Raw genomic sequence first — 12,792 nt, forward strand, 5'->3', positions numbered from 1 at the left:
ACTTTGAAGCAGTTATTATTTTTCGCATTTACGGCCGTTACATTTTTTGCATGCGACACCATTGATGTGTATGAGCAAACAAAACCTTTTCCTTCGCATGCATGGAGCAGTAAAGAAAAACTTTCTTTCAATTTCAGCATTACAGATACCACTTCTTTGTACAACATCTTTGCGGTTATCCGCCACGAAGATGCTTATCATTTCAACAATATCTGGCTCAACGTTACCACCATCACGCCTGATAAAAAAGTAACGGACCAAAAAGTAAATCTTACGCTGGGAAATAACTCCGGCTGGCTCGGCACCAGCATGGATGATATTGTAGAGCACCGTGTATTGCTTACCAAATTTCCCGTTAAACTCAAAGGCGGGCAATATACTTTCTCCGTTCAGCAGATCATGCGTGAAGATCCTTTGCAGAATATTATGAATGCAGGTATTCGTGTAGAGAAAGCCGTGCAGTAATTTTTTTGTTTAGCGGCTGATGTTTTTCATGGTATCGGCTGTTGTGTCACTCACTTGTACGTTCGGAAAATTAATTTAGCTTTTAAAGAAGCGAGATAGCATGGCCATTTTTATCAATTGTTGATTGGAGGAGCGACAACATCATATTCATCACTTTCTCCTTCATATATATTTATATTATTGTCTGTCCCAAACTTCAGACCTGTAGAAACAAAGAACTGTCGCAACTTTTCTATTTTTTGCGTACACTCACTGCCAAATACAACGCTATCAGAACTCTCTTCATGTCTGTTACAATGAAAACAAATAAGGATATACTCTTTTAGTTTTCCTGATTTGTCAAAAAATAAAATGGCGTTCCTTGGAAAATAGCATTGTGTTAATTCACCATAATTAGGATTTTGTTTGTAAAAATTATTATACAAAATATCTGTTAGCACATTTACCTCATCCTTTGTCAAACTTTTTATTTCAATTAGACTATCAGCTATTAAAGTATCTTTCTTGATAGGATAATTATGATTGTGATAACGAAACGAAACTAATTTAATAGTATCAGCAATATTGAAGGGATAAAATTGATTACGTTGTGTTTCAGAATATTTGGGTTTATAAACACAATTCAAATCGCCTTTTAGTTTTTGTATTTTTTGCTGTTTATCTTTAGTTGGCTGACCCGCAGATGGAAATGCATTTACAAATAAAAGAGTTAAGAGTATTAGAGTTTTCAAAATAAAAATTTATGAAAATAAATATACGAAGCTTTATCCTTATTATGTTTGGGTAAATTATTGTCGAGTTGTGCAAATCTGTACAAGTGTGCGACGCAACGAAAGTATCATAGCATTACTGCGGCCCGGCTCATAAAACTATTCTTCCAGATAAATTCTTTTTACACGCTGGTTAATGCCGGTGAGTATTTCGTAAGGAATCGTATCGCACCATTTGGCTACTTGCTGTACGGGGATATATTTGCCAAAGATCTCCACTTCATCGCCTTCCTTTATATTAGGGATGCTGGTTACATCTACCATCGTCATGTCCATAGCTACAGTGCCGATAACAGGCGCCTCATGGCCATGTATAAAAACCTTGCCGTTGCCATAACCAAGCCTGCGGCTAAAGCCATCTGCATAACCTATGCGTATGGTAGCAATGAGGGAATCACGGGTTGTTTTGCCGCGGCGGTTATAACTGATGGTATCGCCTGCAACAACAGTTCTCAGTTGGGCAATGGTTGTTTTAAGCGTGGCTACTGTTTGCAACGCAAGTTGCTGCGCATTGCTGCTGTCAACACCATACAAACCAATGCCAAGCCGCACCATATTGTACTGCAGTTCCGGCCTCCTGAAAATAGCAGCGGAGTTGGAGATGTGCATGGTAAAATGATAACCCAATACTTCACGAATTTGTGCGCAACAGGCCTCAAATAATGTTGATTGCTGCGTGGTAAATGTATCTTCATTGGGGTCTTCACTGGCTGCCAAATGACTAAACACAGACTGCACAACGATGTAGTGATTACCCTTTAACAAAGGCAACAATGCAGGCAGGTCTTTTTGTTCAAAGCCAAGCCTGTGCATGCCTGTATCTAATTTAATATGCACAGGATACTGCTGCAATCCGTTCTTCTGCAAAAAGCTAATGAATGCATTGAAGATATTCAATGAGAAAAGTTCAGGCTCAAGATTGTTTTCGATAATGGTTTCAAAAGCCGCTTCGTCTACATTCATTACCATGATGGGTAAATGAATACCAGCCTTACGTAACTCCACACCTTCATCAGCATAAGCAACAGCGAGGTAATCAACCTTGTGAAACTGTAATAAGCTGGCTACTTCTGCACTGCCACTGCCATACGCAAAAGCTTTTACCATCGCCATCAGCTTTACGCCTTTGTTCAGGCGACTGCGGTATTCATTGAGATTATGAACAATAGCATTCAGGTTTACTTCCATTACGGTCTGGTGCACTTTTTTCTCCAGCAACGCAACGATCTTTTCAAAACCAAATACCCTGGCACCTTTCAGCAGTATTGCTTCATTGCGAAAATGATTGGCGCTAAAATGCTCAATGAATGAAGCCGTGCTTTGGTAATGTTGTGTGACAGCAATTTTATCTTTTATGTATTGCTGGTAATGATTCCATTGTTCACCAATAGTTATTACACGTTCTATATTTCTTGCCTGCAACATGGCAGCTACTTCTTCGTAAGGCTCGCTGTTTTGTGCAGAAGGAATATCTGAGATGATGACTGTTTTTTGTGCATGCTGTTGCTGCTGCAATAAAAAGTCAAGGCCGATGGAAAGAGAGTTGATATCAAAACTATAACTATCGTTTATAACAACACAGTTATTGATACCATGAATTAACTGCAAACGCATATCTATCGGTTGCAGTTGCCGCATGCGCTCTGCAATAATATTTTTGTCTATTCCTAATTGTAATAATACGCATGCACAACTGATGGCATTTTCTATGGATGCGTTATCTGTAAAAGGAATGAAAAGATTTAGTACGGTTTCTTTATAAGTAATGTTTAGTTGCGTGCTTTCTTTCCGTTTATCTACACCAGAGATGATGAATGTATTCTTGTTACTGCTTCCCCAGGTTAATATGCCATTTGAAATGTCCAACGCAGCAAGATCCTGTTCACGACCAATAAAGGTTTTACAATTTTTAAAGAGCTTCAGTTTTTCCTGTAATTTCTCTGCGCGGTCTTTAAATCCTTCATTGTGTGCATCACCAATATTTGTAAGTATGCCAATCGTTGGCTGAATGATCTTTTCGAGAGCTGCCATTTCTCCCGGCATAGAAATACCTGCTTCAAAAATGGCAAGGTTATTTTCTTCGCCCATCTGCCACACACTAAGTGGCACACCTACCTGCGAGTTATAACTGCGTGGGCTGCGAACGATATTATAACCAGGAGATAATAATTGATACAACCATTCCTTTACAATTGTTTTACCATTGCTGCCTGTAATGCCAATTACAGGATAGTTGAATTGTGCACGATGACGAGCAGCTAAGTTCTGCAACGCTTTCAATGTATCATCAACAAAAATGAAATTAGCATTAGTAAAAGCACCGGTATCAAAACCTGTTCTTACTACAAAATTGCTGACACCTCTTTCATATACTTCCTGTATAAAATTGTGTGCATCCCTTCTTGCTGTTTGTAGTGCAAAGAATAATGAAGTAGCAGGAAAAGAAATTCGCCTGCTGTCTGTTATCAAATGTTCAATAATTGCATTAGCATTTTGAAGTGTAGCTTTTGCACAAAGTATTTCAGCAATATTTTCAGCAGTATAGATCAAGATCGAAAATTGATTTAATAAATATCTTTGTCAGGAACATCCGCATCCTCCTTTTTCTTATCCATAAATATGGAATAAAAAATGGAGCCGGTGATACAAACTAGTATCACGCCTAATGAAATAAATACCTGCACTTCTTTACTTATCCATTCATTTACCCAATGTTCACCCAGCATTTTTAAACCAATAAACACCAGCACAACAGCAATACCCTGTTGCAGATAATCAAATCTGTTTACGGCCCCTCTTAATAAAAAGAACAGGGAACGCAAACCCAGTACTGCAAAAATATTAGAGGTGTAAATGATGAGCTTTTCTCTTGAAATACCCATTACCGCAGGGATAGAGTCGAGCGCAAAAACAAGATCAATAGAAGCCAGTAGTATTACCACAACAAACAATGAAGTATAAACAGGCGTTCCATTTTCTCTTACCACATATTTTCCATCGCCATCATGATTGGCCAATGGTAAAAATTTTTTCAGGAAGCGGTATATCTTTGTTTCATGCGGATCAAACTCTTCATCTTCATTTGTCGTAAACATTTTATAACCTGTGTACACCAGGAATGCACCAAACAAAAGCAACACCCATTCAAAGCGTTCTACAATCGCCACACCCACGGTAATAAATAATACACGGAAAATAATAGCCATTAAAATGCCAATGAGCAATACCCTTGAATAATGTTTTTCCTTTACCTGGAATGAATTAAAAATAAGGATGAACACAAAGATATTATCAATACTCAGGCTCCACTCCATTAAATAAGCGCTTATATATTCAAGCGCAGGTTTCTGCCCTTCCTGCCACCATAAAAACACGAAGAATAATAATGCCAGTGCAACCCAAAAAAAGGTTTGCATCAATGCAGCTTTCAATGTAATCTTTTTATTTTTTTTGCTCAACAGGCCAAGATCAAATACAAGCGCTAATACAAGTACGCCGCCAAATACCAAATACACTAACTGGTCTGTTGTCATGATTGCTTTTTTATAAAATATTTTTTAGCCGGCAGAAGTAACACTGCTCAGCATCGTTGTGTCACTCACTTGTACTGTAGAAAAAGTTTCAGCAGTTTACAAGTTTGCATGTTCACAAGTTCTTTGCATTTAAACAATGTGTGAACTCCGAAACTTGTGAACGCTTAAACTTGCTCAATTATTTCTGAAAGTACAAGTGTGCGACGCAAGAGATGATGCCATAAAATACAAATGTTCGGCTCAAAAAGATCTATACGCTAAACTTTTGTTTTCTTCTCCATTGATACAACGCACCGAACAAAAGTATTACAACTATCGGTACTGCAATGTTAATGAGCTGCCACATGCTGCGCTGGTCTTCGGTTTTTTTCTTATCGAGTAAACGCAGCGTAAAATCTTTGTTGCGTGCCTGGAAAATGCCATTGTTGCTTACGAGGTAATCAATACAATTGAGAAAGAATTCGCGGTTAGCAAAACGATAATTTTCGAACGGAATTTCGCCCATGGATAATGGACCGGTTGATTGACTTACAGTATTGGTTACAATATCTGCGTCGCTCATTACGATTTGTTTGGTGGGCTTTTCTGATGCACGTGCAAAAGGTTTGCCCAATGCACGTGTTACAGAATCCTGTATATCTTTCGTTAAACGGTTTGCATAAAGTGAAGTAAAATTCCCTTCGAGTAAAACTGCAACCGGTATATAACTTTTGTTGAAGCTTTGAAACTCCGCATCATCTTTTATACTGTTCAAACTTACTATTGCGGGTGAACTAAGACGGCGGCTATTGGTATCGCTTGCCAATAAAATAGTTTTCTGTATGCCCGGTGCACTTACTGTATCTATGCTTGACGGAAATATAGGTAATACACGATCAAGATTCTTTGAAATAGGATTATTATTCGTGGTACTTACAAACGGATAATACGGCCATGGAAAACGTTGCATCTGCGGGCTGCCATCAGGGTTCTGACCAACAACAATCGGGATCTTTGCACAGTTAAGATCCTGCAACAGATCACCGTTGATGCGAACACCGTATTTGAATAAAATATCGTCTACATTCAGGTTGCGGTCGAAGGCAACAAAATCACTTTGACTGCGCATCAGACTGTCAAGTTCTGCATATAATTTATCGATACACCAAACCACTTTGCCACCATGCATTACATACTGGTCTATTTTTAGTTTGTCCTCATCAGTAAAAGGCTGTGTCGGTTTTACAATGAGTAACGCATCTATTTGTTGTGGATCAGGATAGCCTTGCTTAAGATCGAAGATGCCTAACCGGTATTCATTTTCAAGGCTCTTTCCAATATCATTTACACGCGGATCTCTTAGTGGTAAAGGCTCTCCGTTGCCAATTGTATATACAACAACAGGCACATACTTTCTTGTAAGTTTATCTACAGCATTGGCAAATTTAAATTCCAGCAAAGCCTCTGCGGCATTGAGTGTGGCTTCTTTATCTTCCTGTGGAATATCGTTTACAACATTGAAATTCTTATACACTTTCCGGCTACTGCGCAGGTCGATGGCAAATGGTTTGCGGTTGCCGTAAGTTACCAATGCAGATGGAATTATGAGTTGTTTCGTTGCTTTATCGTTTGCACTTGAAACGTCCTGTGTTTGATCGAACACCACACCAAGACTGGAAAGACTGTCGTACAAATATGCTTTGCTTGTATCGTCTAATCCTTCGCCGGGATTTTCGTAATGCACCTGTATGCGATTATTGCTAAGATCACGGAATTCATTCAAGAGATCCTGCGTGGCGATGCTGAGTTTTTTATAATCGGCAGGAAGATCGCCGGTAAGAAAGACCTGTATGTCAATGGTGGAATCAAGATTGTGTAATAATTCTTTTGTAGGCTGTGTAAGACTAAATCTTTTTTCTGCGGTAAGATCAATTCGATAGCGAAATAAAGAAGACACATAAGTAATAGCAGGGAACAACAACAAAATTGCTATCCACCAATACTTATGTTGTAATATTTTGTTCATGTTTGTTTTATCTTGTTATTTACTTTTTGTCTTGACACAAAAAGTAACAAAAAAGTCAAGGCTCCAGAAAAAAGACTAAAATTTTCTTCGTTTCGCTACAGCGAAGAAGCTAAGCATTTAACTATATATCGTTTTTCAAAGAAGACTTATGAACGGCATTAGAATGTTACTGTACATCTTCGCTGCTTAACGCTGCACTTATAAAATTTCTTAACGCCTTTTTTCTGAGGCCGCATCCGTTCACAATTGAACAGAACGTACAAGAGTGCGACGCAACGAAAGCTTAATGCTTATTCAAATACCGGGTTCATAAAATCTCTTTTATCGCTTTGCTACATTCCTTTGCGTGATCAATAAAAAAATAAAAATCACGCCAAGAAAATAAACTACATCACGAATATCTATTACGCCTTTGCTGATACTGCTATAATGAAATCTGATGCCAAGCATTTCTATATAATAACCGGTGCCTCCCGCAAACACGGGCAGTTTGCTTATTGCTTCAAAACCAGTGAACAAAAGAAAACAAACAAATGCGCCGCTTATAAATGCAACGACTGTATTATTCGTAAAACTGCTCGTACAAATACCCACTGATGTATACACAGCACCTAACATTAAAAGACCGATGTAACTGCCGATGGTACTGCCAATATCAAGACCGCCAACTGCACTTAATGCCTGTAAAGAAAATGCATAAACAATGGTTGGAAGAATAGTGAGAGTAATAATGAGCAGTGCGCCAAAGAATTTCCCCCAAACGATCTGCGATGGTTTCAGCGGCATTGTTTTAAGCAACTCGAATGTACCACCCTTGTATTCATCAGCAAGGCTGCGCATAGTTACTGTTGGCACAAGAAATAATAAGATCCATGGAGCAATATCGAAGAATCCATTAAGAGATGCATATCCAAAATCAAGTAAGCTTGTATCAGGAAAAACAAAAAGCAATAAACCGCAGAGCAGTAAAAACACCACCATTGCTATGTATCCTGAAAGTGAACTAAAAAACTGTCGCCATTCTTTTGTGCAGATCATCCACATGGTTCAAAGCTATAAGAAATAATGTATTTACAAAACAAGTTTTGCTTTTTGTTTACCGCAGAGATTTCCTTACGCAGAGGCATGAAGGCGCAGAGAACAACACAAAGGCTTATCTCTCTGTCTTTGCGTCTCTGCGGTTAAAAACAAAAAAGCCGAAGCGCTGTTACACTCCGGCAATTTTTTATATTTCAACTCACAACCCTTTCGATGTAATGCAGCAAAATTACGAGGCCTGCGTTGATTGTATAGAATTCATATCTACACCATCTTTAAACATCTCCCACATGGGGCTCATTTCCCTGAGTTTATATACTGCTGCTGTAATTTGCTCAATAGCAAAATCTATCTCTTCTTCTGTAGTAAAACGGCCAAGTCCAAAACGCAAAGAGGCATGCGCCATATCATCACTATTACCCAATGCTTTTAAAACATAGCTTGGCTCTATTGATGCAGAAGTGCAGGCAGAGCCTGTAGAGAGTGCCATGTATTTACTAAAAGACATGATCAGCGCTTCGCCTTCTACATATTTAAAGGAGATGTTTGAAACATGCGGCAGTCGCAATTCTTTATTGCCGTTGAGATATGTTTCTTCTATTTGTAATAAAGCATCTTCCAGTTTGTCACGCAATACTTTAATTCGTTTGGCATCTGCTTCCATTTCAAGGCGACAAAGTTCACAAGCCTTTCCAAAACCAACGATGCCGGGAACATTTAATGTACCGCTGCGCATGCCTCTTTCATGACCACCACCATCCATTTGTGCTGTAAGCCTTACACGTGGATGTTTACGACGTACATACAACGCACCCACTCCCTTTGGGCCATATAATTTATGCCCGGAAAAAGCCATGATATCTATACCATCATTTTGAACATTAACCGGAATTTTTCCTATGGCCTGCGTAGCATCTGTAAAAAACAATACGCCATGTTTTCTTGCAATATTGCTGATCTCTTTTACAGACTGTATCACACCAATTTCATTATTGGCGTACATAACAGCAATAAGTATGGTTTCAGGTTTTATTGCAGCTTCCAGTTCTTTAAGATCAATAAGGCCATCATTGCTTACCGGTAAATATGTTATTTCGCCACCAAGTTTTTCTAAATGATGACAAGTATCTAAAACGGCTTTATGTTCTGTAACGCAGGTGATAATATGATTGCCTTTACCGGCATACATTTCAAAAACACCTTTGATGGCCAGGTTATCTGCTTCTGTTGCACCACTGGTAAAAATGATCTCTTTCGCTTCTGCGCCAATTAATTTTGCCACCTGCTCTCTTGCATAATCTACTGCTTCTTCTGCCTCCCAGCCATAGGCATGATTGCGGCTTGCCGCGTTGCCAAAATGCTCTGTGAAATAAGGCAGCATCGCCTCCAGCACCCTTGGGTCCATTGGCGTTGTAGCATTATTGTCAAGATAAACGGGCAATTTCAGCATGATTACAAATTGTTTAAAAGCTAATAACAAATTTAAGCCAAATGGTTCTATTTTAGTCCCCGCTTCTGATCGAAAGAATCTATTTGCGCATATCGAAAATCAATTCACATGCAAAAAGTTGAACACATTGGCATTGCTGTAAAAGACCTGAACGTTTCTGTTCCATTGTTTGAAAAATTATTAAATACCTTTTGCTATAAACTGGAAACAGTAGAAAACGAAAAAGTCAACACTGCTTTTTTCAAACAGGGCGAAACAAAAATTGAATTGCTGGAAAGTATGAATGCCGATGGTGTAATTGCAAAATTTATTGAGCGCAAGGGAGAAGGCGTGCATCATATTGCGTTTGAAGTGGAAGATATAGAAGCAGAAATGCAGCGTCTTTCAAATGAAGGTTTTCAATTACTGAATGAAGTGCCTAAAGAAGGTGCCGATAATAAATTAGTTTGCTTTCTGCATCCTAAAAATACAAATGGTGTGCTGATTGAATTGTGCCAAACCCAAAAATAAATGTTGTGCCAAACTTTATTGCTGCTATGGTACTTTTGTTGCGTCGCACTCTTGTACATTAGAACTTCGTGCAACCTTTCACGCAAAGAAATATAAAATGCAAAGTCGCAAAGAAAAACTTTGCTGCTTATTTACTTTGCGTCTTTGCGTGAGATAAGTTGAGATGTGCAACGCAACACAAGTGTGCGACGCAACAAAAGCTTAATACTTATTCAAAAGCTAAGTACATAATAGTTTTCTTTATTGGTCAGACGCTTTTGAAGCGTCAGACCAATATACTTCTACTCCGCTTTCATGATCGTTGTTCTTTTTGAAATACCATTCTCGTTAAACGCTTCTATCTGGAAATAATAAGGTTTGTCTTTTTCAAGCGCACTTAAATAATATTCGCTTGCATTATAGATCATTACATTGTTGTAGAGTTTATCTGGTGCTTCGCCGAAATAAATATTATAGCCGGTTGCATTGGTATTTACTTCCCACTTGAACCACACATTTCTGCGCTCACTATCGCCACGTAATGCAATAAAATTTTTAACGGTATCCGGCGCTGCACCATGACCTTTACCAAACACACGCAAACCACTGATAGCAAACTTTCCACCCGGCATGTGTATGTTTTCTAATTTAATGTAACGTGCTTCCGCAGGTGTTGCCAGCTCAACATAATCATGCGGCACATCTGTTTTGTTTTTGCTTTTATCAACCAATATTTTCCATGTTTTGCCATCGTTGGATGCGTATAAAATATACTGGTGATAAATGCCATTGATCTTACCAAGAAAACTACTGTCAACATCCTGGTCTGCATAATTTATTTGTATTGCTTTTATAGTACTTACTGCACCAAGATCTGTTTGCAACCACTCGCCTTTGTTGCCGCTTGCTGCACTCCAGTATGTTTTAATACTTTCATCTACTGCATTGTTTGCAGCATAAGCACCAAGTGTTGAAGAAACTACAACAGGTTTATTATAGTTGAGCAACATCCATCCTGTAAAAGCTTCATGCACTTTATTGTTGTCTTCTTTTTTTGTTGGCAGATAATATGGATAATCACCAAATGCAGAGTTGCTGTATAAAATACCATCCTTATCAAAACCCGCTGGCCATATACCATTGCGGCGTTCAAAATTATTTTTTACGCAAATGCCAATAGTGCTTACGTGCCACCAGTTACCAAACTTATCCTGGTAAGTTGCTCCATGACCAGCGCCTCTTGCAAAGCCACCTGCTTTATACGAAAATGGATTATGACTTTGATAGGTAAACGGCCCAAGCGGATGATCACTCACATACACGCCATCTCCATAACCACTGAACTCTGTGCCAGGCGCGCCGTATTGCAAATAATATTTACCATTGTATTTATTCATCCACGAGCCTTCTATAAAAGGCTTTAAAAAAGTGTTGTCATGATACTCTCCAAAACGTTCCCAGCCATGAATGCTGTCGTTCAAACGCAGCAATGGAACTCTTGGCCCAATGGTGTCGAATGTTTTTCTGTCTATCTCTTGTCCGTAAGTTGGAAATGTATTACTCGATCCAAAGTATGCATATAATTTGCCGTCATCATCTGCAAGAAATCCCGGATCCCATGCGCCTACCTGGAATGAATCAACTGCTTCTTTCCAATCATCAACCGTTGGGTTGGTGCTCATCCAGATCGGAAAATTATGCGAGTACGTTGAACCAATTACCAGCAATGTATCATGCTGTGCCCACACTGCAGGCGCACACAATTCATCATACACATGATGGTATGGTTTTAAAAATCTACGCGACACAAATTTCCAGTTTAGCATATCGCTGCTGTACCAGTAACCCCATTGATTGGTGGAGAACAAATAATAATTGTCTTTAAATAAAACGATCACCGGGTCTGCCGTGGCCCTGTGCCTGCCCTGCTCAGAAAAGTTGGGAATGGGCGTATAACCATAATCTATGTTGATGGGATTGCAATAGGTTTTTTGTTGCGAATTGCCTGCCACAGCAACCGCACATAACAACATTAAAGGCAGCAAATATTTCATACAGCGAAGTTTATATGCTTAATGACAGTGAAGTTATTATTTGCTACTAATGTATAGAGAAAGTTTTTGAGCCGGGCTTTGGAATTTCAATTAAGCATCGTTGCGTCGCACTCTTGTGCGGCTGGATTATATAGCGGCTTTAATTGAAGCGGAGTTGGAATTTATTCTGCTGATAGAATTTTTTTTGTTTGTCTAACGAGATTCACAAAAGTCTCTTCTCTCTCAGTATTATCCATTTTAATAACTGGATTATTTGGCGGATTTAAGGTTTGGAACTGATTAAGCTTGTCGAACTCCTCAAATAGACAAGGCTTTAGAATCACAATTAAAATAACCGCACCATTTTCTTCTGCTGCTTGCAATAATGGAGGTAATTCATTATTCGCAATAAATTCAGAACCCAAAAAATCTGTACTAATTAAAAGGATTGCAACTTTAGTTTGGTCAATAGCTTTTCTTACTTCTTCTTTCCATTTTTGACCAGGCAAAATTTTTGAATCATCCCAAATTTCAATTTGGTTTATAAAAGGCTTAAAATGTCTTTGTACATCAACTAAAATATCTTTGTCAAAATGACTATAGCTAATGAATACCTTATTTCTTGTTTGTTGAGGATTTGATAAACTTCGCTGATGTGCAACAAGGGGTAGCGTTCCTAGTTCTTGCTTTATATAAAATAATAATTTTGGAGGCTTTCTTTCCTTCTCACAATTGATTCCGGGCTGGCCTCCATGTGATTTGTCTCGATGTTTCTGAAGATCTTCAGCAATTTTATTTGCAATTTCATCTAAAAAAATTGCCTTACTTTCTGGTGCATAGAAATCATCCAAGCGCATTTTTAATTCATGAAAATCATCAACTGCGTGATATTTTTGTGAAGGCTCGATTTTCGATTTATAAAAATCCAAACCTTCTTGCCTAATAATTTTTTCATCTTCCATTTCTTGAAAAACTATAGTTAATCAATATCATTGCATTTGCCTTTACA

Annotated in this window: 10 protein-coding genes; 2 read left to right on the top strand and 8 right to left on the bottom strand. The window is 38.5% G+C overall.

The genetic code is table 11. From position 1 onward, the window contains the following. Positions 1 to 3 precede the first annotated feature (3 nt). Positions 4 to 465 (top strand): gliding motility lipoprotein GldH, encoded by a 462-nt coding sequence (locus tag FRZ67_RS13275; protein ID WP_147190029.1) that lies wholly within the window; start codon positions 4 to 6, stop codon positions 463 to 465. Positions 466 to 578: 113 nt separating this feature from the next. Here FRZ67_RS13275 and FRZ67_RS13280 read toward each other — a convergent pair whose 3' ends face one another. The 6 genes from FRZ67_RS13280 to FRZ67_RS13305 form a co-directional block, all read right to left on the bottom strand. After that, positions 579 to 1,196 carry a hypothetical protein gene (locus tag FRZ67_RS13280; protein WP_147190030.1) on the bottom strand — a complete coding sequence of 206 codons (618 nt, stop codon included), beginning with the start codon at positions 1,194 to 1,196 and terminating at the stop codon, positions 579 to 581. A gap of 138 nt (positions 1,197 to 1,334) precedes the next feature. After that, a complete protein-coding gene (locus FRZ67_RS13285; protein WP_147190031.1) occupies positions 1,335 to 3,785 on the bottom strand; it encodes a bifunctional UDP-N-acetylmuramoyl-tripeptide:D-alanyl-D-alanine ligase/alanine racemase in 2,451 nt (816 codons plus the stop codon). A 14-nt stretch (positions 3,786 to 3,799) separates the two neighbouring features. Beyond that, the gene (locus tag FRZ67_RS13290) at positions 3,800 to 4,768 is read right to left on the bottom strand and encodes a TerC/Alx family metal homeostasis membrane protein (protein WP_147190032.1); all 969 of its coding nucleotides are present in this window, start codon (positions 4,766 to 4,768) and stop codon (positions 3,800 to 3,802) included. A gap of 250 nt (positions 4,769 to 5,018) precedes the next feature. Beyond that, entirely contained in the window at positions 5,019 to 6,773 is a 1,755-nt protein-coding gene (gene gldG / locus FRZ67_RS13295; RefSeq protein ID WP_147190033.1) for a gliding motility-associated ABC transporter substrate-binding protein GldG, read from the bottom strand. Between the two features lie 321 nt (positions 6,774 to 7,094). Beyond that, positions 7,095 to 7,817: an ABC transporter permease subunit gene (locus FRZ67_RS13300; RefSeq protein WP_147190034.1), complete on the bottom strand. Its 723-nt coding sequence runs from the start codon at positions 7,815 to 7,817 to the stop codon at positions 7,095 to 7,097. 223 nt (positions 7,818 to 8,040) lie between these two features. After that, positions 8,041 to 9,261 (bottom strand): IscS subfamily cysteine desulfurase, encoded by a 1,221-nt coding sequence (locus FRZ67_RS13305; RefSeq protein ID WP_317131430.1) that lies wholly within the window; start codon positions 9,259 to 9,261, stop codon positions 8,041 to 8,043. A gap of 108 nt (positions 9,262 to 9,369) precedes the next feature. Here FRZ67_RS13305 and mce point away from each other — a divergent pair, with 108 nt between their 5' ends. Then, positions 9,370 to 9,771, top strand: a complete 402-nt coding sequence (gene mce, locus FRZ67_RS13310) for a methylmalonyl-CoA epimerase (protein WP_147190035.1) — start codon at positions 9,370 to 9,372, stop codon at positions 9,769 to 9,771. A 281-nt stretch (positions 9,772 to 10,052) separates the two neighbouring features. On the opposite strand, the gene FRZ67_RS13315 is transcribed toward mce, so the two are convergent. Next, on the bottom strand, positions 10,053 to 11,804 hold the full coding sequence (locus FRZ67_RS13315) for a family 43 glycosylhydrolase (protein WP_192903871.1): 1,752 nt from the start codon (positions 11,802 to 11,804) through the stop codon (positions 10,053 to 10,055). A 161-nt stretch (positions 11,805 to 11,965) separates the two neighbouring features. Continuing rightward, positions 11,966 to 12,745, bottom strand: a complete 780-nt coding sequence (locus FRZ67_RS13320) for a toll/interleukin-1 receptor domain-containing protein (protein WP_147190036.1) — start codon at positions 12,743 to 12,745, stop codon at positions 11,966 to 11,968. Positions 12,746 to 12,792 lie beyond the last annotated feature (47 nt).

It is taken from the genome of Panacibacter ginsenosidivorans (genome assembly GCF_007971225.1).
Taxonomy (GTDB): Bacteria; Bacteroidota; Bacteroidia; order Chitinophagales; family Chitinophagaceae; genus Panacibacter; species Panacibacter ginsenosidivorans.

Bases quoted from the DNA above. Each gene is read 5' to 3' on its own strand.
- FRZ67_RS13290 (WP_147190032.1), bottom strand. From the start codon at position 4,768: ATGACAACAGACCAGTTAGTGTATTTGGTATTTGGCGGCGTACTTGTA.
- gldG (WP_147190033.1), bottom strand. From the start codon at position 6,773: ATGAACAAAATATTACAACATAAGTATTGGTGGATAGCAATTTTGTTG.
- FRZ67_RS13300 (WP_147190034.1), bottom strand. From the start codon at position 7,817: ATGTGGATGATCTGCACAAAAGAATGGCGACAGTTTTTTAGTTCACTT.
- FRZ67_RS13305 (WP_317131430.1), bottom strand. From the start codon at position 9,261: ATGCTGAAATTGCCCGTTTATCTTGACAATAATGCTACAACGCCAATG.
- mce (WP_147190035.1), top strand. From the start codon at position 9,370: ATGCAAAAAGTTGAACACATTGGCATTGCTGTAAAAGACCTGAACGTT.
- FRZ67_RS13315 (WP_192903871.1), bottom strand. From the start codon at position 11,804: ATGAAATATTTGCTGCCTTTAATGTTGTTATGTGCGGTTGCTGTGGCA.
- FRZ67_RS13320 (WP_147190036.1), bottom strand. From the start codon at position 12,745: ATGGAAGATGAAAAAATTATTAGGCAAGAAGGTTTGGATTTTTATAAA.